The 21,182-nt window shown below is 69.4% G+C and carries 25 protein-coding genes; 4 read left to right on the top strand and 21 right to left on the bottom strand.

Annotated features, from left to right (window positions below):
* Window positions 1-21: 21 nt before the first annotated feature.
* From ASF45_RS21330 to ASF45_RS21315, 4 genes are read right to left on the bottom strand one after another with little or no spacing between them, the layout of a single operon-like run.
* Complete coding sequence (locus ASF45_RS21330) at window positions 22-507, bottom strand: chemotaxis protein CheW (RefSeq protein ID WP_056667560.1); 486 nt, start codon at window positions 505-507, stop codon at window positions 22-24.
* A gap of 11 nt (window positions 508-518) precedes the next feature.
* Window positions 519-2,660 (bottom strand): chemotaxis protein CheW, encoded by a 2,142-nt coding sequence (locus ASF45_RS21325; RefSeq protein WP_056667549.1) that lies wholly within the window; start codon window positions 2,658-2,660, stop codon window positions 519-521.
* An 18-nt stretch (window positions 2,661-2,678) separates the two neighbouring features.
* Window positions 2,679-3,041: a response regulator gene (locus ASF45_RS21320; RefSeq protein ID WP_056667547.1), complete on the bottom strand. Its 363-nt coding sequence runs from the start codon at window positions 3,039-3,041 to the stop codon at window positions 2,679-2,681.
* A 42-nt stretch (window positions 3,042-3,083) separates the two neighbouring features.
* Entirely contained in the window at window positions 3,084-3,527 is a 444-nt protein-coding gene (locus ASF45_RS21315; RefSeq protein WP_056667545.1) for a hypothetical protein, read from the bottom strand.
* A gap of 170 nt (window positions 3,528-3,697) precedes the next feature.
* On the opposite strand from ASF45_RS21315, the gene ASF45_RS21310 reads away from it, so the two are divergent.
* Genes ASF45_RS21310 through ASF45_RS21300 form a run of 3 tightly spaced genes read left to right on the top strand, consistent with a single transcriptional unit; the run spans window position 3,698 to window position 6,416 of the window.
* Window positions 3,698-4,816: an ATP-binding protein gene (locus ASF45_RS21310; RefSeq protein WP_056667543.1), complete on the top strand. Its 1,119-nt coding sequence runs from the start codon at window positions 3,698-3,700 to the stop codon at window positions 4,814-4,816.
* Window positions 4,813-5,442, top strand: coding sequence for a response regulator transcription factor (locus ASF45_RS21305; protein WP_056667540.1), 630 nt, complete (start codon window positions 4,813-4,815; stop codon window positions 5,440-5,442). Before ASF45_RS21310 ends, ASF45_RS21305 begins: the two co-directional genes overlap by 4 nt.
* Before the next feature lie 11 nt (window positions 5,443-5,453).
* Window positions 5,454-6,416: an aldo/keto reductase gene (locus ASF45_RS21300; protein WP_056667537.1), complete on the top strand. Its 963-nt coding sequence runs from the start codon at window positions 5,454-5,456 to the stop codon at window positions 6,414-6,416.
* Here the strand turns inward: ASF45_RS21300 and alkB are convergent.
* From alkB to fliF, 14 genes are all read right to left on the bottom strand, one after another.
* Window positions 6,404-7,054, bottom strand: coding sequence for a DNA oxidative demethylase AlkB (alkB, locus tag ASF45_RS21295; protein WP_056667535.1), 651 nt, complete (start codon window positions 7,052-7,054; stop codon window positions 6,404-6,406). The genes ASF45_RS21300 and alkB overlap by 13 nt on opposite strands.
* A 192-nt stretch (window positions 7,055-7,246) precedes the next feature.
* Complete coding sequence (gene fliR, locus ASF45_RS21290; protein WP_056667532.1) at window positions 7,247-8,014, bottom strand: flagellar biosynthetic protein FliR; 768 nt, start codon at window positions 8,012-8,014, stop codon at window positions 7,247-7,249.
* A 9-nt stretch (window positions 8,015-8,023) separates the two neighbouring features.
* Complete coding sequence (gene fliQ, locus ASF45_RS21285) at window positions 8,024-8,293, bottom strand: flagellar biosynthesis protein FliQ (RefSeq protein ID WP_056667529.1); 270 nt, start codon at window positions 8,291-8,293, stop codon at window positions 8,024-8,026.
* Window positions 8,290-9,030, bottom strand: a complete 741-nt coding sequence (fliP, locus tag ASF45_RS21280) for a flagellar type III secretion system pore protein FliP (protein ID WP_056667527.1) — start codon at window positions 9,028-9,030, stop codon at window positions 8,290-8,292. Before fliP ends, fliQ begins: the two co-directional genes overlap by 4 nt.
* Window positions 9,027-9,365 (bottom strand): flagellar biosynthetic protein FliO, encoded by a 339-nt coding sequence (locus ASF45_RS21275; protein ID WP_056667523.1) that lies wholly within the window; start codon window positions 9,363-9,365, stop codon window positions 9,027-9,029. Before ASF45_RS21275 ends, fliP begins: the two co-directional genes overlap by 4 nt.
* Window positions 9,366-9,371: 6 nt before the next feature.
* Window positions 9,372-9,806 carry a flagellar motor switch protein FliN gene (gene fliN / locus ASF45_RS21270; RefSeq protein ID WP_056667520.1) on the bottom strand — a complete coding sequence of 145 codons (435 nt, stop codon included), beginning with the start codon at window positions 9,804-9,806 and terminating at the stop codon, window positions 9,372-9,374.
* Entirely contained in the window at window positions 9,796-10,797 is a 1,002-nt protein-coding gene (gene fliM, locus ASF45_RS21265) for a flagellar motor switch protein FliM (RefSeq protein WP_056667517.1), read from the bottom strand. The genes fliN and fliM overlap by 11 nt, the downstream gene beginning before the upstream one ends.
* A 181-nt stretch (window positions 10,798-10,978) precedes the next feature.
* The gene (fliL, locus tag ASF45_RS21260; RefSeq protein WP_056667515.1) at window positions 10,979-11,548 is read right to left on the bottom strand and encodes a flagellar basal body-associated protein FliL; all 570 of its coding nucleotides are present in this window, start codon (window positions 11,546-11,548) and stop codon (window positions 10,979-10,981) included.
* 114 nt (window positions 11,549-11,662) lie between these two features.
* Window positions 11,663-12,940: a flagellar hook-length control protein FliK gene (locus tag ASF45_RS21255; RefSeq protein WP_056667512.1), complete on the bottom strand. Its 1,278-nt coding sequence runs from the start codon at window positions 12,938-12,940 to the stop codon at window positions 11,663-11,665.
* The gene (fliJ, locus tag ASF45_RS21250) at window positions 12,930-13,409 is read right to left on the bottom strand and encodes a flagellar export protein FliJ (protein ID WP_056667508.1); all 480 of its coding nucleotides are present in this window, start codon (window positions 13,407-13,409) and stop codon (window positions 12,930-12,932) included. The genes ASF45_RS21255 and fliJ overlap by 11 nt, the downstream gene beginning before the upstream one ends.
* A gap of 5 nt (window positions 13,410-13,414) precedes the next feature.
* The gene (gene fliI, locus ASF45_RS21245; RefSeq protein ID WP_056667505.1) at window positions 13,415-14,830 is read right to left on the bottom strand and encodes a flagellar protein export ATPase FliI; all 1,416 of its coding nucleotides are present in this window, start codon (window positions 14,828-14,830) and stop codon (window positions 13,415-13,417) included.
* Window positions 14,823-15,551, bottom strand: a complete 729-nt coding sequence (locus ASF45_RS21240) for a FliH/SctL family protein (RefSeq protein WP_056667503.1) — start codon at window positions 15,549-15,551, stop codon at window positions 14,823-14,825. The genes fliI and ASF45_RS21240 overlap by 8 nt, the downstream gene beginning before the upstream one ends.
* Complete coding sequence (gene fliG / locus ASF45_RS21235) at window positions 15,551-16,546, bottom strand: flagellar motor switch protein FliG (RefSeq protein WP_056667499.1); 996 nt, start codon at window positions 16,544-16,546, stop codon at window positions 15,551-15,553. Before fliG ends, ASF45_RS21240 begins: the two co-directional genes overlap by 1 nt.
* Window positions 16,547-16,559: 13 nt before the next feature.
* Window positions 16,560-18,320, bottom strand: coding sequence for a flagellar basal-body MS-ring/collar protein FliF (fliF, locus tag ASF45_RS21230; RefSeq protein WP_056667496.1), 1,761 nt, complete (start codon window positions 18,318-18,320; stop codon window positions 16,560-16,562).
* Window positions 18,321-18,496: 176 nt separating this feature from the next.
* Here fliF and fliE point away from each other — a divergent pair, with 176 nt between their 5' ends.
* Complete coding sequence (gene fliE, locus ASF45_RS21225; RefSeq protein WP_056667493.1) at window positions 18,497-18,820, top strand: flagellar hook-basal body complex protein FliE; 324 nt, start codon at window positions 18,497-18,499, stop codon at window positions 18,818-18,820.
* 84 nt (window positions 18,821-18,904) lie between these two features.
* Here fliE and ASF45_RS21220 read toward each other — a convergent pair whose 3' ends face one another.
* The 3 genes from ASF45_RS21220 to fliD form a co-directional block, all read right to left on the bottom strand.
* A complete protein-coding gene (locus tag ASF45_RS21220; protein WP_056667490.1) occupies window positions 18,905-19,204 on the bottom strand; it encodes a flagellar protein FliT in 300 nt (99 codons plus the stop codon).
* 11 nt (window positions 19,205-19,215) lie between these two features.
* Window positions 19,216-19,641, bottom strand: a complete 426-nt coding sequence (fliS, locus tag ASF45_RS21215) for a flagellar export chaperone FliS (RefSeq protein WP_369802153.1) — start codon at window positions 19,639-19,641, stop codon at window positions 19,216-19,218.
* A gap of 74 nt (window positions 19,642-19,715) precedes the next feature.
* On the bottom strand, window positions 19,716-21,149 hold the full coding sequence (gene fliD, locus ASF45_RS21210) for a flagellar filament capping protein FliD (protein ID WP_056667487.1): 1,434 nt from the start codon (window positions 21,147-21,149) through the stop codon (window positions 19,716-19,718).
* Window positions 21,150-21,182 lie beyond the last annotated feature (33 nt).

The raw sequence follows: 21,182 nt of genomic DNA, 5'->3' as shown, positions 1-21,182 counted from the left end.
CCATGGTGTGCGCGGCGCGGCTCAGGCCGCCACCAGCCCCATGTCCACGCCCGACATCAGGCGCTCGATGTCCAGCAGGATCAGCATGCGTTCGCTGAGTGCCCCCAGGCCCACGATGCAGTTCGCGTCCACCGAGGTCTCGACTTCGGGCGCCGGGCGGATCTGGTCCGCCTGCAGCTGCAGCACGTCGCTGACCGAGTCCACCACGATGCCCACGATGCGCGCGCGCAGGTGCAGGATGATGACCACCGTGAAGCTGTTGTACTCGGCCTGCGAGCAGTTGAACTTCAGCCGCATGTCGACGATGGGCACGATGGTGCCGCGCAGGTTCACCACGCCCTTGAGGAAGTGCGGCGCGTGCGCGATGCGCGTGGGCTGCTCGTAGCCGCGGATCTCCTGCACCTTCAGGATGTCGATGCCGTACTCCTCCTGGCCGAGCCGGAAGGTCAGGTACTCGCCCGCCACCGTTGCGTTCGCGCCGTCGCTCTGTTCCAGAACTGCTGCCATGCCGATCCCCGTCAATGCCGCGTGCGGCGCACCAGTGCGCCAATGTCAAGAATGAGGGCGACCTTGCCGTCGCCCAGGATGGTGGCGCCCGAGACGTTCGCCACCTTGCGGTAGTTGGATTCCAGGTTCTTCACCACCACCTGGTGCTGGCCCAGCAACTCGGACACCAGCAGCGCGGCCCGGCTGCCCTCGGACTCCACCACCACCATGATGCCGCTGCCGCCGTTGTCGGTCGAAGGCGGCACCTGGAACAGGCGCTCCAGCTCGATCACGGGCATGAACTCGTCCCGCACCTTGACCAGTTGCGCGCCCTGCGCCACCGTGCTGACGGCGTCGTCCTGCACCTGGAAGGACTCCACCACCGCCGACAGCGGCAGGATGTAGACCTCGTCGCCCACGCGCACCGACATGCCGTCCATGATGGCCAGCGTCAGCGGCAGCCGCACCGAGACCTTCATGCCGCGGCCGAAGTCCGAATCGATGTCCACCGTGCCGCCCAGGGCCGCGATGTTGCGCTTGACCACGTCCATGCCCACGCCGCGGCCCGACACGTCGGTCACCACCTCGGCGGTGGAGAAGCCCGGCGCGAAGATCAGCTGCCAGACCTCGCTGTCGGGCATGCTGTCGGACACCGCCAGGCCGCGCTCGCGCGCCTTGGACAGGATCTTCTCGCGCGACAGGCCCTTGCCGTCGTCGCGCACCTCGATCACGATGGAGCCGCCCTGGTGCGAGGCCGCCAGCGTGATGGTGCCGTGCTCGGGCTTGCCGGCGGCCAGGCGGTCGGCCGGCATCTCGATGCCATGGTCGCAGCTGTTGCGCACCAGGTGGGTCAGCGGGTCGGTGATCTTCTCCACCAAGCCCTTGTCCAGTTCGGTCGCCTCGCCCTGCGTGACGAAGTCCACCTTCTTGCCCAGCTTGTTGGCCAGGTCGCGCAGCATGCGCGGGAAGCGGTTGAACACGAAGGACATCGGGATCATGCGGATCGACATGACCGATTCCTGCAGATCGCGCGTGTTGCGGTCCAGGTCGGCCAGGCCGGCGAACAGCTGCTGGTGCAGCGCCGGCTCCAGCGCCCGGCTGTTCTGCGCCAGCATGGCCTGGGTGATGACGAGTTCGCCCACCAGGTTGATGATCTGGTCGACCTTGCTGACGGCCACGCGGATCGAGGTCGCCTCCAGCGAAGACTGGCTGGCCGCGCCAGCCGCGCCAGCCGGCGCCGCGGCAGCGGCACGGGCCGGGGCGGCGGCAGCGGACGGCGCCGGGGCGGGCAGTTCCTGGAAGAAGCCGAAGCTCTCGCTCTCGGGTACCGGCGGGCTCGCCGGCCGGCCCTGCGCTGCGGCCTGGTCCAGCGCGGCAGCGCGCGCCTCTTCGGCGGCCAGCGGATCTTCCGAGGGCGCCGCGCCCTCTTCATGGATGTCCACCAGTTCCTTGGCCACGTGGAAGACGAACAGGTCGAGCAGATCCTCGTTGGACGAACTGGTCGTCACGTCGTAGCTGCGGCGGTCTGGTTGCGCGCTGTCCAGCGGCGTCATCGTGCCCAGGCCGGGGATGTCGCGGAACAGATCCTGCAGCGCATCGGCCAGTTCGGGCTGCGGCAGCGGCCCGATGTGGATCTTCAGGCGGCGCACGCCAGGCGGCAGCGGCTCCGCAGCCACCACGGGGGCGGGCGCCGGTGCGGGAACCGGTGCAGGGGCAGGTGCAGGTGCAGGTGCCGCCGCCACAGGCGCATGACCCGCCGCCAGATCGGCGATGCGCTGCACCAGCCCGGCCGTCGGCGGCACCTCGCCCTGGCCACCGTTCTGGTGGCGCGCGAGCAGGCTGCGCGAGGCGTCGGCCGACTCCAGCAGCACGTCCACCATCTGCGGCACGGGCGTGATCTCGTGGCGGCGCAGCTTGTCCAGCAGCGACTCCATGTGGTGTGTGAGTTCGGTCACGTCGCGGAAACCGAAGGTCGCCGCGCCACCCTTGATCGAGTGGGCGCAGCGGAAGATGCCGTTCAGCGCCTCGTCGTCGGCCTGCGAGAGGTCCAGCCCGACCAGCATCTGCTCCATCTGGTCCAGGTTCTCACCGGCCTCCTCGAAGAAGATCTCGTAGAACTGGCTCAGATCGAAGTCGGCGCCACCGCCTCCGGCTTCCTGGGTGTGTTCAGCCATGCAAGCTCCTCGCGGCGGTCAGCGGATGACTTTCTGGATGACTTCGATCAGGCGCGCCGGATCGAAGGGCTTGACCAGCCAGCCGGTGGCCCCGGCCGAACGGCCGGCCTGCTTCATCTGGTCGCTCGATTCGGTGGTCAGGATCAAAATGGGCACGGTCTTGAACTTGGGGTTCTCGCGCAGCTTGCGCGTCAGGCCCAGGCCGTCCAGCCGGGGCATGTTCTGGTCGGCCAGTACCAGGTCGATGGACTGGGCCTGGGCTTTCTCGTAGGCGTCCTGGCCGTCCACAGCCTCCACCACGTTGTAGCCGGCCCCGGTCAGGGTGAACGACACCATCTTGCGCATGGAAGGCGAGTCGTCTACGGCGAGGATCGAATGCATTGGAAGAACTCCGGGCGAGGTAGGCAGTGTGTGCAAGGAGGGTCAGAACAGCTCGATCGAACCAGCGTCCATCTCGCTCTGGGTGACGGGATTGGGGCGGCCGTTGGTCGGGGCGCCGAACGGTGCGGCAGGCTCCTCATCGGGGCCCTCCCCCATGGATTCGGCGGCCAGCTTGTAGGCGCAGCCCTGCAGCACCTTGGTGGTGTGGGCGATCAGTTGCGAGGCCATGTCCTGGAACTGCAGCTCGGTCACGGCGTCGCGCAGCGTGCCGCGCACCTGGCCCAGGGCCTCGTGGTGCTGCGGCTCCGCCAAGGCGCTGTGCACCTTGTCGAAGCGCTCCATCAGGTTGTCCATGGTGTGGGCCAGCAGGCTGTCCAGCCGTTGCAGGTCGTGCATCACGACCATCAGCGAGTCCTGGAGGTCGGCCACGACCATGACCGGCAGCTGCACTGCCGGTGTCTGGGACTGGTCTGACTCTGCCGACATGGGTGTCTCCATAACACGGGAGAAGCTGCATTACTGAGCGAATGTTTGCCTGATATTAGTGCGGTTTGGGGACAGGCTCACCAAATGTGTAGGATGGGGCGACGAAGTGCAGCGCCGGGGAGACAGGCGTTGCGTGCCGTACAGCTCCCATCACCCCCGCAAGCCCGTCCATGGCCGACAACGCCACCCCTGCTCCGATCCGGGTCCTGCACCTGGAAGATTCCGAAATCGACCACCAGCTCGTGGCCCTGACGCTGCGCAAGCATGGCATGGCCTTCGCCATGGAGCGCGTGGAAACGCTGGAGGACTTCGCGCTGCGCCTGGAGCAGGCTCGCTTCGACGTGGTCCTGGCCGACTACCACCTGGCCGGCTTCACCGCGCTGGATGCCTGGGCCCTGCTGCGCACGCGCGCGCAGCGCCCGCCCTTCGTGCTGCTGTCGGGGGCCATCGGCGAGGCCGCTGCGGTCGAGGCCATCCGCACTGGCCTGTCGGACTACGTGCTCAAGGACCACATCGGCAAGCTGCCGCACGTGATCATGCGCGCCATCGAGGTCTGGCAGGCGCGCCAGGACCAGGCCCGGGCCGACGCCGAGCTGGCGGCCTCCGAGCGCCGCCTGGCCGCGCTGACCGAGCACCTGCAGACCTCCATCGAGCAGGAGCGCGCGGCGATCGCGCGCGAGGTGCACGACGACATCGGCGGCTCGCTCGCCGCCATCCGGCTCGACCTGGCCTGGATCGCCCGCCACAGCCAGCAGGACGCCGCGATGCAGGCCCACACCCAGGCCGCCAGCGAGATGCTGCAGCACGCGCTGGAGGCCAGCCAACGCATCATGATGAACCTGCGCCCGCCCATCCTCGACCAGGGCCTGGTGGCCGCCATCGGCTGGCTGGCCGAGGCCTTCGAGCGCCGCACCGGCGTGGCCACCGTGCTGGCCGCCCCGCCGGCCGGCGTGGACATCGACAAGACCCTGGCGCTGGTGGCCTACCGCACGGCGCAGGAGGCGCTGACCAATGCCGCCAAGTACGCCGAGTGCAACCGCGTGGCGATCGACCTGTCGGACGGCGAAGGCGTGCTGACGCTAGAGGTCAGCGACAACGGCCGCGGCATCGCGCCCGAGGCGCTGGCCAAACCCCGGTCCTTCGGGCTGCGCGGCCTGGCCGAGCGCGCCAAGACCGTCGGAGGCTGGCTCGACATCTCCAGCCGGCCCGGTTCGGGCACCACCATCGTCCTGTCGATCCCGCTGGATGCCGCGGCGGCCGAACGTCTTGCCCAGGGAGAGTCCGCATGATCCGCGTCGTGCTCTGCGACGACCATGCCGTGGTGCGCCGCGGCATCCGCGACACGCTGGCCGAGGCCGTCGACATCCAGGTCGTGGGCGAGGCCTCCAGCTACGCCGAGGTGCGCGAGCTGCTGCGCAAGACGCCCTGCGACGTGCTGGTGCTGGACCTCAACATGCCCGGCCGCGGCGGCATGGAGGTGCTGACCAGCCTGACCGAAGCAGGCGCCACCGTGAAGGTGCTGGTGGTCTCCATGTACCCGGAGGACCAGTACGCGCTGCGCTGCCTGCGCGCCGGTGCCAAGGGCTACCTCAGCAAGGCCGGCGACCCCGAGGAACTGGTGCGCGGCGTGCGCACCGTGGCCCAGGGCCGCAACTACGTGACCCCCGAGGTCGCGCAGATGCTGGTCGACAGCCTGGCCAAGCCGGCGCAGGAGTCGCTGCACGCCGCGCTGTCCGAACGCGAGCTGCAGACCGTGGTCAAGATCGCCAGCGGCAAGCGCCTGTCGGACATCGCCGAAGAGCTCATGCTGAGCCCCAAGACCGTGAGCGTCTACCGCACCCGCGCGCTGGAGAAGCTCAACCTCGCCAACAACGCCGAACTCACCGTCTACGCCATCCGCAACGGCCTCGTCTGAAGGAATCGTCCATGCAACTGCGTCCCCTGGGTGCCACCGGCATCGCCATCGCCCCCGTCGTCTTCGGCGGCAACGTGTTCGGCTGGACCATCGACGAAGCCACCAGCTTCTCGGTGCTCGACGCCTTCGTCGATGCCGGCTTCAACGCCATCGACACGGCCGACGTGTACTCGCGCTGGGCTGCCGGCAACCAGGGCGGCGAGTCCGAGACCATCCTGGGCAAATGGCTCAAGGCCCGGCCGAGCCGGCGCGACCAGGTCGTGCTGTTCACCAAGGTCGGCTCGGACATGGGCCTGGGCAAGCGCAGCCTGGCCGCCAGCTGGATCGAACGCGCCGTGGAAGATTCGCTGCGCCGCCTGGGCGTGGAACGCATCGACCTGTATTTCTCGCACTGGCCCGACCCGGACACCCCGCACGAGGACACGCTGGGCGCCTATGCCAGGCTGCAGGCGGCCGGCAAGGTGCGCGCCATCGGCGCGTCGAACTACAGCGCGCAGCAGTTGGGCGATGCGCTGGCCGTGGCGCGCAGCCAGGGCCTACCCGCCTACCAGGTGCTGCAGCCCGAATACAACCTGGCGGACCGCGCCTCCTACGAAGGCCCGCTGCGCGACCTGTGCATCCGCGAGGGCCTGGGCGTCGTCACCTACTACAGCCTGGCCTCGGGCTTCCTGTCGGGCAAGTACCGCAGCCAGGCCGACCTGGCCGGCAGCGCGCGCAGCCGGGGGGTGGCCAAGTACCTCGGCCAGCGCGGCACCGCCATCCTGGACGCACTCGACGCCGTGGCCGCGCCCCATGGCGCCACGCCGGCCGAGGTCGCGCTGGCCTGGCTGATCGCGCGCGAGGGCGTGACCGCACCGATCGCCAGCGCCACCAGCGTGCGCCAGGTCGAAAGCTTTGCCAGGGCGGCCGCCCTGCAGCTGGCGGACAGCGAGATCGCCGCGCTCGACGCGGCCAGCGCGCCTCAGCCGGCCTGACGCAGCGTCAGGTTGATGCGCTCGGCGCCCAGCACCGGGTGCGGCAGTTCCTTGAGCGGCAGCACGCCGTGAAAGCGCAACCGGTCCACCCCGCCCCAGACCACCACGTCGCCATGCTGCAGCGGCACGCGCGCGGCCTTCTCGGTGCGCGTGTGCCCGCCGAACAGGAACACTGCGGGCATGCCCAGCGACACCGAGACGATGGGCGCGCGGTGGTCGCGCTCGTCCTTGTCCTGGTGCAGCGACAGCCGCGTACCGGGCCGGTAGTGGTTGACCAGGCAGGCGTCGGGCGCATAGCCCGCAAAGCCTGCGGCGGCCGCGGCCGCCAGCGCCAGCTCGGCGAAGGCTGCCGGCATCGCCGGCCAGGGCAGGCCGCTTTCGGGATCGGTGGCGCTGTAGCGGTAGCCGCGCCGGTCCGACACCCAGCCCAGCGCGCCGCAGTTGGTGTTGGCCACCGACATGGCCAGCCCGCCCGGTGTCACCATGTGCCGCGGCGGCGCGGCGCGCTCGACCTCGGCCAGCGCGGCCAGCAGCCGGCCCACCCAGGGCAGCGCGAAGCCGCGCAGCACGCGGGCGTCCCGCCCCAACACGACGACGCCCTGCTGCGCCGGTTCGTCGAACAGCGCGCCCTGCGACATGTCAGCTCTCCATGGCGTTGGCGCGCCACCCGCAGGACACAAAACCGGCGCGCAAGCCACTGCTGCGGGGGCCGCGGAGCCGGCCATGCCAGCAGACGCGGCGGAACGGGCTCTGCCCGGCCGCCCGCGGCGCCCCCTTGAGGGGGGATGGGATTTCTACACGCAGTGAGAAATCCAAACGGGGGTGTTTCACTAGCGCGGCCCGAACAGCGCGATGGTGCGCTCCATCAGCGCCATCATGGGCTGGTCCATGAGCGGCAGCGTCGCCGCGATGCCGATCAGCCCCATCACCAGCGTGACCGGAAAGCCCACGGCGAAGACGTTCATCTGCGGTGCTACGCGCGAGACGATGCCCAACGTGAGGTTGACGAACAGCAGCAGGCCGATCATGGGCAACGCGATCCACAGTGCGCTCGCGAAGATCTCGCGGCCCAGGCCGTGCATCTGCAGCCGCGCCAGCGCGTCGAGGAAGTTGCCGTCGGCCGGGAAGGCCTCGAAGCTGCGGACCACGGCCATCAGCACCATCAGGTGGCCATTGACCACGATGAACAGCAGCATGGAGATGGTGCCCATGAAGCGCGAGACGGCGCTGACCTGCGCGTTGCTGGCCGGGTCGAAGAAGGCCGCAAAGTTCAGGCCCATCTGCAGACCCACGAGTTCGCCGGCCAGCTCCACGGCCGTGAACACCAGCCGCACCGCAAAGCCGATGGCCAGGCCGATGCCAACCTGTTGCACCACCGCACCCAGCGCCTGCGGGCTGTTGATGCCAATGATGGGCTGTCCCACCAGGGTGGGCTGGGCCGCCACCGCGACCAGGAAGGCCAGCGCCACGCGCGCGCGCATGGGCACGGCGCGCATGGAAAAGATCGGCATGGCCGTGAACAGCGCCAGCACGCGCAGGAAGGGCCACAGGATCGGCGAGATCCAGGCGACCAGCTGTGCTTCGCTGAAGGTGATCACTGCGGCAGGTTATTGGGGCAGCTGCGGAATCATCTCGATCATGCGCCGGACATAGTCCACCAGCGTGGTCAGCATCCAGGGCCCGGCCAGCGCCAGCACCAGCAGCGCGGCGATGAGCTTGGGCACGAAGGACAGCGTGGCCTCGTGGATCTGCGTGATGGCCTGGAAGATGCTGATCACCAGCCCCACCACGAGCACGATGGCCAGCACCGGGGCCGACACCATGAGCAGCAGCGTCAGCGCCTCCTGGCCCAGCGTCAGGACGAACTGCGGGCTCATCGTGCGAAGCTCGACGCGAGCGAGCCGATCAGCAGGTTCCAGCCATCGGCCAGCACGAACACCATGAGCTTGAACGGCAGCGCCACCAGCACCGGCGACAGCATCATCATGCCCAGCGACATCAGCACGCTGGCCACCACGATGTCGATGACCAGGAAGGGGATGAAGATCATGAAGCCGATCTGGAAGGCCGACTTGAGCTCGCTGGTCACGAAGGCCGGCACCAGCACGCGCAAGGGCGCGGTCTCGGCCGTGACCGAGGCATCGAGCTGCGCCAGCCGCGCGAACAGCGAGAAGTCGGACTGGCGCGTCTGCTTGAGCATGAACTCGCGCATCGGCGCCTCGCCGCGGGCCACCGCCTGCTCGAAGTTCAGGGTGTTGTTGGTGTAGGGCACATAGGCCTCCTGGTACACCTTGTCCAGCGTCGGCCCCATCACGAACAGCGTCAGGAACAGCGACAGGCCGACGACGACCTGGTTGGGCGGCGCCGACTGCGTGCCCAGCGCCTGGCGCAGCAGCGACAGCACGATCACGATGCGCGTGAAGCCCGTCATCATGAGCAGGACGGCCGGCAGGAAGGACAGCGCCGTGAAGAACAGCAGCGTCTGGATCGGCACCGAGTAGCTGCTGCCGCCCGGCCCGCTGCCGATGATGAGCGGCAGCTGCGCGTTGTTCTGTGCCAGCGCCGGCCCGGCCAGCAGGGCCAGCCCCGCCAGCAGGGCCAGGCGCGGGTTCATGGCTTGACCTCGGCCGCCGGAGCCGGCATGGCCTCGGCCTTCACGAGCGCACCGGCGAAGTCCGGCGCACCGGCCGGCATGCTGTGCAGCAGGTTGACCGACTGCGCCGTCACGCCCAGCACCAGCCAGGTGCGCGCACCGGGCGGGCCCACCTCCACCGTCACCACGCGCTGCTGCGGCCCCACGGCCAGCGCGCCGACCAGGCGCGAGGCCGGGCCGGCAGCGGCCATGCCGCCCTGCACGCGCCGCTGCAGCCACTTGACGGCCCAGGGCAACGTGCACAGCGCGGCCACGAACAAGGCCACGACCAGCAGGGTCTGCGAGGAAATCGACATCGGCCCTCAACCTCCGCGGCTGACGCGGCGCAGGCGCTCCGAGGGCGTCACCACGTCGGTCAGCCGGATGCCGAACTTGTCGTTCACGACCACCACCTCGCCCTGGGCGATCAGGTAGCCGTTGACCAGCACGTCCATGGGCTCACCGGCCAGCGCGTCGAGCTCGACCACCGAGCCCTGGGCCAGTTGCAGGATGTACTTGATTGGCACCTTCACGCGGCCCAGCTCCACCGACAGGGTGACTGGAATGTCCAGCACCATGTTGATGTCCTGCATGGTGCCGTCCTTGTTGAAGGCCTGGCGCGGTGCAGCTTCGGCCCCGGACAGCGGGCCGCCCTGCTCGGGATCGGGTGCGGCGGCGGTCTTCTGCTCCTCCAGCGCCTCGGCCCAGGCGGCCATCGGATCTTCTTCGGTGTTGTCTTTGGGATCTTCAGTGGCCATGGCGGTCCTCCGGATGGATGTCGTTGCCGCGCAGGCATTCCTCGATGCGGATCGCGTACTTGGCGTTGTGCGTGCCGTATTGGCACTCGAAGATGGGCACGCCGCCGATGGTGGCGGTGATGCTGGGCTGGCGTTCGAGTTCGATGAAGTCGCCCGGCTTCATGGCCAGCAGTTGTTCCACGGTGGCCTCGGCCTGGGCCAGCTCCGCCACCAGCGTGACCTCGGCCGACTGGATCTCGCGCGACAGCACCGAGACCCAGCGCCGGTCGACCTCGACCGAGTCGCCCTGGGTGGACGAATACAGCACGTCGCGGATCGGCTCCAGCGTGGAGTAGGGGATGCAGACATGGATCACGCCGGCGATGTCGCCGATCTCCAGCTGGAACGCGGTGGACACCACGATCTCGCTGGGCGTGGCGATGTTGGCGAACTGTGGCTGCATCTCCGAGCGCTGGTAATCCAGCTCCAGCGGATAGATGCCGTGCCAGGCCTTCTTGTACTCGCCCGCGATCACGTCCAGCAGCCGGTTGATCACGCGCTGCTCGGTGGCCGAGAACTCGCGGCCCTCGATGCGGGTGTGGTACTTGCCAGCGCCGCCGTACAGCGTGTCGATGACGCCGAACACCAGCGAGGGCTCGCACACCACCAGGCCGCTGCCGCGCAGCGGGCGCACAGCCATGATGTTGAAGTTGGTGGGCACGGCCAGCTCGCGCAGGAAGGCGCTGTAACGCTGCACGGTCACGGTGCCGACCGAGATCTCGGGGCTGCGCCGGATCAGGTTGAACAGGCCGACGCGGAAGTTGCGTGCAAAGCGCTCGTTCACGATCTCCATGGTCGGCATGCGGCCACGGACGATGCGCTCCTGGCTGGAGATGTCGTAGTTGCGGATCTCGCCGGTCTCGACGACCTCCTCGACATCCTTCTGGCTCTCGCCGGTCACGCCCTCCAGCAGGGCATCGACCTCTTCCTGCGAAAGGAACGAATCGCTCATGACCGCCCCCCTTGGCCTCCAGACACGGCCGGCCGTCCCGGCATCCCTCTGCACGTCGCAGCGCAAAAGGCCGCGCAACAGGCCATGCCGACAGCCGCCGCGGAACGGGCTCCGCCCGGCCGCTGGCGGCGCCCCCCACAGGAGGGTTGGCGGAGCGCGCAACGCGCAGACTGGGGGGAGTTCATTGGATGATGAAACTGGAGAACAGCACGCGGTAGATCGGATTGAACGCGGCCGGGCGTGGACGCTTGCGCGGCTTGCCCTCCTGGGCGGGCGGCTCGTCCTCCTCGACCTCGTAGCCCAGCGGCGCGGAGGCTTCGCGCAGGATGTCGCGGGCCAGCTTCTCCTTGCCGTCGCGCGTGAGCAGCTCTTCCGACGTGCGCTGCGACACCAGCATCAGCACCGAACTGCGGATGCCGGGCAGGTGCGCCTTGACCTGGTCGGAGGTCTTCTGGTCCATGACCTCCAGCGTCACGCCGACCTGGGCGAACTTCTCGCCACCGGCGTCGGCCAGGTTCACCACCATGTTCTCCAGCGGCAGGTAGACGGGCGGCGTCGCCTCCTTGCCCTTCTTGGCATGGGCGGCGGGCGGCGGGGTGGCGCCGGCCTCTTCCTCGTCGGCGTGGCCACGGCCCAGCAGCATCCAGGCCGCGCCAGCCACAGCCAGCAACAGGACGGCCACGACACCCAGGATCAGGGGCTTCTTGCCCTTGGGCTTGGGTGCGGCGTCGGCGGCAGCAGGAGCGGACACGGCGGTTTCCTTTGTCTTCGGGGCTGGGATCGGTTCTGGCCGGATTATTGACCCGGATCGACAGGCCGATCAGCGGATTAGGCTGGGAAAACAGGCATATATGCCCCGCCTTCTTCAGACATAGAGGTCCAGCGCACCCGCGGGCCGGCGCGACCCGGCCGCCACGGCCACGGTCTCGGTGGCTGGCGCGGGCTGCGCGGCCGGCTGGCGTGCGCCCTGCCCGCCGGCTTGCGTTCCCGCCTCGCCACGGCCGTCGTGCGCGCCATGCGCACCAACCGACACGCCGGACAGCACCAGGCCCTGAGCGCCGAGCAGGTCGCGCAGCTGGTCCACGGTGCCGGCCAGCATGTCGCGCGTGGCGGCATGCTCGGCGCGGAACTGCACCTGGGCTTCGTTGCCGTCCAGCGCGATGCGCACCTGCACCGGCTCGCTGGTGCCCACCGTCAGCTCGGCGCTGCGCACGCCCTGGCTGGCCCAATGGCGCAGCTGGTCGGCCAGTTGCCGGTCGAACGCCGCATCGGGCTGCGCCGAGGCGTCCAGGTTGGCCAGCGTCGCGTCGTACTGCACGGTGGGCGTGAAATCCGGCGCGGCCCAGCCGGCAGCGCCGTGGGCGCCGCCATGCTGGCCCGTGCCATCGCCGGCGGCTTCCTGCCCGCCACGGCGGGCGCCGGCCCCGGCACCCAGGCCGGCCACTTCCGGCACCAGCGCCTGGACGTCGGCACGCGCGGCGCCTGGCAGGGCCCGCTCGGCCCGGACCGGCTCGCGCATCTCGCGCGGCTGGCCGGCCCAAGCGGCGACCGGGGGGGGCTGCCGCGAGGCCGGTTCGGGTGCCGCCTGCTCGCGCGCAGCCAGGTGCTGCTGGAGCTGCTCGAACACGCTGGCGTACTGCGGTGCCAGGCGCGGATCGGCCACGGCGGCGGTGCCCGGCGCGGCCTGGCCGCCGACCGGTGCCACCTGCGCTGCCTGGTGCTCGCCTGCGCCGCTGCCGGCACCGGTGGTCTTGCCGTCCTCGGGCTGCACCACCAGCTGGGCGGCGGTGGCCTCGGCCGCCACTGCGGCGGAAGGCGGCTGCGCCAGCCCGGGGGTGGCCGGGGCCGGCATCGGCGCCGGCACGGGCAGCAACAGGGCCAGGGCCGCCGCATCGGCGGGCTGGGCACCGGCCGGCCGCGCGTCGGCATCGCGCCGGCCGCGCTGGCTTTCGGGCTGGGCTGCGCCAGGCAACCAGCCAGCGGCATCGCCCTCACCCAGACCCAGGCCGTCCTCCAGGGACGACATCAGGGCCAGGAAATCGCCACCGGCCGCGGCCTGCGCTGCGGCCTTGGCGCCCGCGCCGGTCCGCTGCGCCGCGGCGGCGCCCGCGTGGCCGGCGGCCGCTCCTTTTTCAATGCCCATGTTCTTCCTCCTCGGCCTGCTGGCGCCGCGTCAGGGCGTGGCGCACGGCGGCCATTTCATCGGTCTGCCGCTGGTCGCGGCGTGTCTGCACCAGGGCCATGGCCTCTTCCTTGCGGCGCACCGCCTGGCGCAGCGTCGCCACGCGCAACTCGGCCTGCAGCAGCGCCTGGCGGGCCATCTCTTCGCGGCGCAGTTGCTCGGCCACGGCGCGGCGTTGCATGGCGATGGCCTCGTCCAGCCGCGCCATGAAGCGGTGGTGGTGCAGCATGAGTTCGGGCAGCGCGCTGATGCGGGCCTGCGATTCCCAGCGCTGCTCGGTCTCCTGGGCGTAGCCACTCAGCTGCGCGAGCTGCTGCTCGGCCGCGACGCGGCGCTGCTGGGCCTGGCCCAGGGCCTGGCTGGCGGCATCGCGCCGGCGCTCGGCCAGTTCGATGGCCAGGGCCAGGGTCTTGAGCAGTTGCCTGGACATGCGCTTCAAGCCCCTTCGGGATCGAGTGCCATCGCCATCTGGCGCACGCTCTGCTGCATCGGCGAGCAGGCGAACATGTCCTGCTGCAGGAACTCGGCCATGCCGGGCGCCAGCCGCACGGCCTCGTCGAGCTGCGGGTCGGCACCTGGCGCGTAGGCGCCGATCTGCACCAGGTCGCGGCCCTTCTGGTAGCGCGAGTAGACGGCGCGGAAATGCCGCGCCAGCAGGAAGTGCTCCTGGCTCACCACGTTGTGCATCACGCGCGAGGCCGATTGCTCGATGTCGATGGACGGGTAGTGGCCGGATTCGGCCAGCGCACGCGACAGCACGATGTGCCCGTCCAGGATGGCGCGCGCGGCATCGGCGATCGGGTCCTGCTGATCGTCGCCCTCGGACAGCACGGTGTAGAAGGCCGTGATCGAGCCATGGCCGTCCTTGCCGTTGCCGCTGCGCTCCACCAGCCCCGGCAGCTTGGCGAAGCAGGACGGCGGATAGCCCTTGGTGGCGGGTGGCTCGCCGATGGCCAGCGCGATCTCGCGCTGGGCCATGGCATAGCGGGTGAGCGAGTCCATGAGCAGCAGCACATGCTTGCCCTGGTCGCGGAAGTACTCGGCCACGGCGGTGGCATAGGCCGCACCCTGCATGCGCAGCAGCGGCGGCGCGTCGGACGGCGCGGCGACCACGACCGAACGCGCGCGGCCGTCCTCGCCCAGGATGTCCTCGACGAACTCCTTGACCTCGCGGCCGCGTTCGCCGATCAGGCCGACCACGATCACGTCGGCCGCGGTGTAGCGCGCCATCATGCCCAGCAGCACGCTCTTGCCCACGCCGGAGCCGGCGAACAGGCCCAGGCGCTGGCCGCGGCCCACGGTGAGCATGGCGTTGATGGCGCGTACGCCGGTGTCCAGCGCGGTGCGCACGGGGTCGCGGTCCATGGCGTTGATGGGCTGGCGGTCCATGGGCAGGGCCCGCACATCCCGCACCGGGCCCTGGTGGTCCATGGGCAGGCCCTGGGCATCGACCACGCGGCCCAGCAGCCCGTCGCCCAGCGGCAGGCGCAGCACGCCCTCGGCCGGCGGTGCGGCGCCGTCGGGCACGTCGCCCAGGCGCGGCACGGGCACGTAGGGCGGTGCCGGCGTGACGCTGGCGCCGCGCGACAGGCCGTGCACGTCGCCGGCCGGCATCAGGAAGGCGCGTTCGCCCGCGAAACCCACGACCTCGGCCAGCACCGGCGCCTGGCCCGGCATCTGGATGTGGACCTGCGAGCCGACCGGCACGCGCACACCCGTGGCCTCCAGCACCAGGCCCGCGAGCCGCGTGAGCGTGCCGCGCACCTCCAGCGTGGTGCCGGCGCGCACGCGCGCCAGGGCCGTGTCCAGCAGGCCGTCCCAGGCGGCGGTGGGCGTCTCGGCTTCAGGCATCGCCGGGCTCCTGCTGCCAGGGCGCGTCCAGCCCCAGCTGGGCCAGCGCACGGCGCCAGCGCGCCGGCAGCCGCCCGTCGACCACGGTGCCCGCGGCCTCCACCAGACAACCGCCGCGCTCCAGCTGCGCGTCGGCGATCCAGTTCACCTGCAGCGCCGCATGCTCCTCGCGCAGCGCGGCCTCCACCACAGCGAGGTCCTCGGGGTTCAGCGTCACGGTGGCCGCCTTGTGCTCGGCCCCCAGAAGCGCCAGCGCCTCGCGCACCACGGGCAGCACGGCATCGGGCTGCACGGCCAGCTCACGGCGCACGATCTGGCGCGCCAGCTCGGCGGCCAGATCCAGCACCTGGCGCGCCTGGCGCTGCTCGCAATCCGCCAGCCGCTGCTGCAACTGCTGCACCACGGCCGCCAGCTGGGCCGCGTTCTCGCGCCCCTGGCCACCGACGTAGGCGTCCAGCTGCTCGTGTCCCACGCGCGCCGCATCGGCATGGCCGCTGGCATAGCCGGCGGCATGGCCGGCGTCGTAGGCGCGCTGCAGGCGGGCTTCCTCCGGCTCGGGCTCCGGCTCGGGTTCGGGCTGCGGCTCAGGCAACTCCGCTTCCAGCAGCGGCTCCGGTTCGGGCTCCGGCCCGCCCAGGCGGCCGAATTTCCAGGCCGCGACCGCGCCGATTTCCTCGCCCGGGATGAAGCGGGTGTACATGCGGTGGCGGGCCGTGGACATCAGATCAACGCGTCATCGCCGCCGCCCGCGAGGACGATCTGGCCCTCGTCGGCCAGCCGGCGCACGGTCTTCAAGATTTCCTTCTGCTGCGCCTCGACCTCGGACAGGCGCATCGGGCCGCGCGATTCCAGGTCTTCGCGCATGGACTCGGCGGCGCGGCTGGACATGTTGGACAGGATCTTCTCCTTGAGCTCGGGCGCGGCCCCCTTGAGCGCGGCGATGAGCGCATCGGACTGCACTTCCTTGAGCATGACCTGCATGGACTTGTTGTCCAGGTTCAGCAGGTCGTCGAACACGAACATCTTGTCCATGATCTTCTGTGCCAGGTCCGGGTCGTGGCCGCGGATGGATTCGATGACCGTGCTCTCCAGGTTGGTGCCCAGGAAGTTGATGATCTCGGCCGCTGCCTTGACGCCGCCCAGCGAGGACTTGCGGATCTTGTCGCCGCCGGCCAGCACCTTGAACAGCACCTCGTTCAGGTCCTTCAGCGCCGTGGGCTGGATGCCTTCCAGCGTGGCCACGCGCAAGAGCACGTCGTTGCGCAGGCGCTCGGTCAGGTGCTTGAGCACGCCGGAGGCCTGCTCGTGGTCCAGGTGCACGATGATGGCGGCCACGATCTGCGGGTGCTCGTTGCGCAGCAGCTCGGCCACCGACAGCGGGTCCATCCACTTCAAGCTCTCGATGCCGGAGATGTCTCCCCCCTGCAGGATGCGGTCGATCAGCAGCGAGGCCTTGTCGTCGCCCAGCGCGCGGCGCAGCACGTTCTTCACATAGTCGCCGGTATCCGACACCAGCAGGCTCTGGCGGCTGGCGGTCTCGGTGAACTTGCTGACGACCGCCTCCACGCGTTCGCGCGGCACGGTGCGGGTGCGGGCGATGGTCTCGCCCAGGCGCTGCACTTCCTTGGGCGAGAGGTGCTTGAACACCTCGGCCGCCTCCTCCTCGCCCAGCGACATCAGAAAGATGGCGGCGTCGGTCAGACCTTCTTCATCCATGTTCTTGCTCCGGTCAGGAAGAAGCGGATTCGCCGTTGATCCAGTCCTTCACGATGTTGGCCACCGCGATGGGATTTTCCAGCGCCAGCTTGCGCGCCGCTTCCAGGCGCAGCTGGTGGTCGGTCGGCTGCAGGTCGACCGCATCGCCCAGGGCCGGGCCGCCCAGCGCCGGGCGCTCGGCGTCGTCGGCCACCAGCGCGTCGAGCTGTCCACCGCCATCCGGGCCACCCGGCGTCCCACTGCCGTCGGCCAATGCCGGCTCGGGCTTGGGCGGCTGCATGGCCTTGAAGCCCGGGCGCACCAGGCCGAACAGCACGATCAGCGCCAGCAGCAGCATGCCGATGGGCCAGGCGAAGCTGCGCAGGTTCTCCACCGTGGCCACCTGCTGCCAGAGCGGCCGCGTGTCGCCCGGCTCCACCGTCTGCACGAAGGCGGCGTTCATGATGTTGACCGAATCGCCACGGTCCTGGCTGAAACCAATGGTTTCACGCACCAGTGCCGTCATCTGGCTGATCTGGTCGGCCGTCAGCGCCCGCGTGGTCGGGTTGCCCTTCTCGTCGGTGGCGGCCTGGTGGTTGACCACCACGGCGGCCGACAGGCGCTTGATGCTGCCCGAGCCGCCGCGCACCACGCGCACGGTCTTGTCGACCTCGTAGTTGGTGATGGACTCGCGCTTGCTGTTGCTGGGGCCGCCCTGCGCGCCGCCGGAGGCCTGCAGCGCCTGGGCCTGGCCGTTGATGGGTGCGTTGGCCGGCTGCGGCGGCTGGTTGGACACCGCGCCCGGCACGCCGGAAGGCTGGCCGGGCTGCGGGCCGGTGGTGGTCTCCACCACCTGCTGGCTGCGCACGGCGCTGGCATCGGCCGCCAGGTTCGGGCGGTGCTGCTCGCTGGTCTGCTCGGTCTGCGAGAAATCCACCTCGGCCGTGACCTGGGCCTTGACGTTGTTGCGGCCGACCACGGGCTCCAGGATGTCCATGATGCGGCGCGTGTACTGCTGCTCGATCAGCGAGACGTACTGCAGCTGCTGCGCGTCCACGCCGCTGCCTGACTCGGGCGCGCCCGACAGCAGCTTGCCGGTGTCGTCCAGCACGCTGACGGCCGAGGGATTCATCTCGGGCACGCTGGAGGCCACCAGGTGCACGATACCGGCCAGTTGCGCGCGGTCCAGCGTGCGGCCGGCGCGCAGCGTCACCAGCACCGACGCCGAGGGCTTTTGCTGCTCGCGGAAGAAGCCGTTCTGGTTCGGCAGCGCCAGGTGCACGCGCGCACTCTCCACCGAGGCGATGGACTGGATCGAGCGCGTGAGTTCGCCCTCCAGGCCGCGCTGGAAGGTCAGCCGCTCCTGAAACTGCGTCATGCCGAAGCGGTTGCTCTCCATGAGTTCGAAGCCCGTGACGGAGCCCTTGGGCAGGCCCAGCGAGGCCAGGCGCAGCCGCACGTCGTGCACGCGGTCGCCCGGCACCAGGATGGAGCCGCCGCTCTCCGAGTACTTGTAGGGCACGTTCATCTGGGTGAGCTGGGCCACGATGGCACCGCCATCCTTGTCCGTCAGGCCGTTGTACAGCGTGCGGTACTCGGTGCGGTTGCCCAGCATGAAGCCGGCCACGATGACCAGCAGCAACAGGCCGATGCCCAGCCCCAGCCGGATGCGCTGCGCACGGTCGAGCCGCGCCAGCCGCTCGGCCAGCGGCGAAGTGGCAACAGCGCCCCCGGCAGCGGGCTCGGCGGGAGCGGCGACCAGGGGACCGGCAGGGACTTCGGCTACGGCGGACATCGTCTTGGGGCACGCCGCGCGGGGCGGACGTACGCAATGGGGGTGATGCGGCGGATTATTCTGAGATCCGGCCGGATTCTTCGCCGGATAAGCGCGCCGATTGACCGGCATTTCGGACCATGGCGGCGCCCGGCGGCCACTAGCATTGCCGCCATCGCCCCTGCCAGGACTGCGCCATGGATCTTCGCCTCACCCCCTCGATCGGCTCCGCCGTCGCCCGCCCCGCGCCGGTGACCAGCCCGGCCGCCCGCGGCGTCGCGGCCGAGCCCAAGGAGCAGGCCGGCTTCTCCACCGCACTCAAGAGCGCCCTGGTGTCGGTGAGTGGCGCCCAGGGCGAATCGGGTCGGCTCTCGCGCGAGGTGCAGCTGGAGAACCCCCAGGTCAGCCTGGAGGAGACCATGGTGGCGATCCAGAAAGCGCAGATCGGCTTCCAGGCCACCTTGCACGTGCGCAACCGCATGGTGCAGGCCTACACCGACATCATGAACATGCAGGTCTGAGTTTTCTTCCCGCCCAACGACAAGAGCCGCCCATCGGGCGGCTCTTTGCTTTGGAGGTGGCGCAAGGCCACCGGCCGGTCCAGCTCAGTGCAGCAGCTGCGGCCGGCTTTCCATCATGTACTCGAACTGGGTGAGCCAGGGCTCGGTGAGGCAGCGGATCTCGGCGTCGTTGCGCAGGATGCGCTGCATGATGCGCGCTTTTTCCTTGCGCTGCTCGGCCGTGAGCTGCTCGGTCTGCGACTGGTGGCGCAGCTGCTCGATCAGCACGGCGCAGGCGCCCTCGTGGCGCACCACCTCGTCCCAGTCTTCCTGCTGGGCGGCCCGCAGCATCTTGACGCTGCTGTCCTCGATGGCCTTGTAGTAGTCGATCAGCATGTGCGACATGGTGCGGCTGCTCAGGAAGCCGCCTGGCCGGCGGGGGTGGCAATGCTCTTCCAGGCGCCGTAGACCGGCACGATCAGGTCAATCACTTCTTGGATCATCGGCGCGTCGTTGTGGATGTTGGCTCTTGTCAAGCGGCTGATGCTGTAGTTGTAGACACCGCGCAGGTTGGTCGCCAGCTCGCCGCCGGCGGCATCGTTGAGGGCGGCCTTCAGGCCTTCCTCGAGGATGCGCACGGCCTTGCCGATTTCCTTGCCCTTGGTCTCGATGTCGCCACGCATTGTCGCGGCGTGGGCCTGGCGCAATGCGGCAAGCAAGCCCTCATAAAGCAGGCAAATCAGCTGATGGGGGCTGGCACCTTCTACGCTGGTCTGGGTGCCAACGCGCTTGTAGGCGGCTGCGGAGCGGGAACTGACCGAGGTGAACATCGCGGAGTCCATGAAACTGTCGTTGATGTTGTGGTTATCGGCAGGACGGGCCCGGACTCAAGAGCTGGGTGCGTGAAAAACCGGCCTCAGTCGCTCTTCTTGTTCCACTGCGAGACCTGCTGGTCCATGTAGTTGGCCAGGGCCTGCAGCGTGCCCATCTTCACGTCCAGCGCGGTGTAGGTCTTGCGCAGGCGGGTTTCGGCCAGCGTGGCGCGGTTCTCGACCTTGGTCTGCTCGTCCAGGTTGCGGTCGGATTCGCGCGCCAGTGCATCGGTCTTGTTGTTGAGCAGGCCATCGAACGACAGCACATCGCCCGTGTAGCTCTTCATGCGCGCGGCCAGACCCGTGCTCGTGCCGTCGGCGTTGCGCTGGATGAACAGCTTCTTGACGTTCTCCAGATCGTCCAGGGAGGTGCTGAGCTTGGCCCCGTTGACGGTCAGGTTGCCATCACGCCCCATCGTGATGCCGATGTCGGACAGCGAATTGAACACGTTCCCCGTCATCCCGTTCGTCGCAAGCACCGAGCGCAGGCTGTTGCGCAGACCCACGGCCGTGGAATCGCCCTGCAGGTCGCCAGCGGTCTTGGTCTCGCTGTCGTATTTCGTGGAATCGGCCAGCAGGGTGTTGACCGCGTTGTAGGCGTCGACGAACTCCTGGATGTTCTTGGTCATCGCCTCCTTGTCCACGGTGCTGGTGATCAGCGCGTCGGCGCCGACGGCAGTGACTTCGTTCAGCGATATCGTCAGGCCTGGCACGGCGTTGACCAGCTGATTCTTCGCGGAGGTCACGGTGATGCCGTTGATCGTGGCCACGGCGTCCTGGGCCGCCTGGTAGGTGTTGGCCGCCATGCCCACGGTGGGCTGGGCCAGATCGAACGCCAGGCGCGACAGGCCGGCGTTGTCGGCATTGTTGCCATCGCCGTCGGCCGCGGTGACGCGAAAGCCCGACACAGCGCCGGTCTCCTTGGAGCGCAGCATCAGCCGATCGCCCGAAGCATCGGACAGCACCGTCGCGACGACACCGGCGCCGGAATCGTTGATCTTGGCGGCCACCTGCGCCAAGGTGTCCGTCGCGCCCACAGTGACATTGACGGCCGCGGCGGTACCGGCCGTGAACACGCCCGCGTTCCAACTGCCGATCTCCAGCGTCAACTGGCCCGAGCCGATGGTCCCCCCTGCGGAAATGGTGGTGGACACCGTCGATTGCGACTGCGCCAGCTTCTGGACGCCGACCGAGAAGCTGGTGGCAGCCGCGATGCCGGTGACGCTGACCGAGACGGCCGATTCCTTGGACGATTTGACGGCAAGCGTGTTCCAGCCGCTGTCCAGGGCCAGCTTGGAAACCGCATCCTGCAGCGCGGAGACCACCGACTTGATCTCGCCATAGGCTGACACCTTGGTCTGGATCTTCTCGGCCTTTGCCTGCAGTCCTTCCAGCGGCTTCTTCTCCAGCGCCACCAGCTTGCTGATGATGTCCTCGACCTGCAGGCCACTGCCGATGCCGATGGATGAGATGGCCATGGGAATCTCCTAGCGCTGAGAGCGCACAAACGC

Origin of the sequence: Pseudorhodoferax sp. Leaf265 (assembly GCF_001422365.1) — a bacterium.
In the GTDB taxonomy this organism is placed as follows: Bacteria; Pseudomonadota; Gammaproteobacteria; order Burkholderiales; family Burkholderiaceae_C; genus Pseudorhodoferax.
This window is presented reverse-complemented; position numbering and strand designations above follow the sequence as displayed.

Coding starts and splice junctions, on each gene's coding strand:
- ASF45_RS21330 (WP_056667560.1), bottom strand. CDS start 507: ATGGCAGCAGTTCTGGAACAGAGCGACGGCGCGAACGCAACGGTGGCG.
- ASF45_RS21325 (WP_056667549.1), bottom strand. CDS start 2,660: ATGGCTGAACACACCCAGGAAGCCGGAGGCGGTGGCGCCGACTTCGAT.
- ASF45_RS21320 (WP_056667547.1), bottom strand. CDS start 3,041: ATGCATTCGATCCTCGCCGTAGACGACTCGCCTTCCATGCGCAAGATG.
- ASF45_RS21315 (WP_056667545.1), bottom strand. CDS start 3,527: ATGTCGGCAGAGTCAGACCAGTCCCAGACACCGGCAGTGCAGCTGCCG.
- ASF45_RS21310 (WP_056667543.1), top strand. CDS start 3,698: ATGGCCGACAACGCCACCCCTGCTCCGATCCGGGTCCTGCACCTGGAA.
- ASF45_RS21305 (WP_056667540.1), top strand. CDS start 4,813: ATGATCCGCGTCGTGCTCTGCGACGACCATGCCGTGGTGCGCCGCGGC.
- ASF45_RS21300 (WP_056667537.1), top strand. CDS start 5,454: ATGCAACTGCGTCCCCTGGGTGCCACCGGCATCGCCATCGCCCCCGTC.
- alkB (WP_056667535.1), bottom strand. CDS start 7,054: ATGTCGCAGGGCGCGCTGTTCGACGAACCGGCGCAGCAGGGCGTCGTC.
- fliQ (WP_056667529.1), bottom strand. CDS start 8,293: ATGAGCCCGCAGTTCGTCCTGACGCTGGGCCAGGAGGCGCTGACGCTG.
- fliP (WP_056667527.1), bottom strand. CDS start 9,030: ATGAACCCGCGCCTGGCCCTGCTGGCGGGGCTGGCCCTGCTGGCCGGG.
- ASF45_RS21275 (WP_056667523.1), bottom strand. CDS start 9,365: ATGTCGATTTCCTCGCAGACCCTGCTGGTCGTGGCCTTGTTCGTGGCC.
- fliN (WP_056667520.1), bottom strand. CDS start 9,806: ATGGCCACTGAAGATCCCAAAGACAACACCGAAGAAGATCCGATGGCC.
- fliM (WP_056667517.1), bottom strand. CDS start 10,797: ATGAGCGATTCGTTCCTTTCGCAGGAAGAGGTCGATGCCCTGCTGGAG.
- ASF45_RS21255 (WP_056667512.1), bottom strand. CDS start 12,940: ATGGGCATTGAAAAAGGAGCGGCCGCCGGCCACGCGGGCGCCGCCGCG.
- fliJ (WP_056667508.1), bottom strand. CDS start 13,409: ATGTCCAGGCAACTGCTCAAGACCCTGGCCCTGGCCATCGAACTGGCC.
- fliI (WP_056667505.1), bottom strand. CDS start 14,830: ATGCCTGAAGCCGAGACGCCCACCGCCGCCTGGGACGGCCTGCTGGAC.
- ASF45_RS21240 (WP_056667503.1), bottom strand. CDS start 15,551: ATGTCCACGGCCCGCCACCGCATGTACACCCGCTTCATCCCGGGCGAG.
- fliG (WP_056667499.1), bottom strand. CDS start 16,546: ATGGATGAAGAAGGTCTGACCGACGCCGCCATCTTTCTGATGTCGCTG.
- fliF (WP_056667496.1), bottom strand. CDS start 18,320: ATGTCCGCCGTAGCCGAAGTCCCTGCCGGTCCCCTGGTCGCCGCTCCC.
- fliE (WP_056667493.1), top strand. CDS start 18,497: ATGGATCTTCGCCTCACCCCCTCGATCGGCTCCGCCGTCGCCCGCCCC.
- ASF45_RS21220 (WP_056667490.1), bottom strand. CDS start 19,204: ATGTCGCACATGCTGATCGACTACTACAAGGCCATCGAGGACAGCAGC.
- fliS (WP_369802153.1), bottom strand. CDS start 19,641: ATGGACTCCGCGATGTTCACCTCGGTCAGTTCCCGCTCCGCAGCCGCC.
- fliD (WP_056667487.1), bottom strand. CDS start 21,149: ATGGCCATCTCATCCATCGGCATCGGCAGTGGCCTGCAGGTCGAGGAC.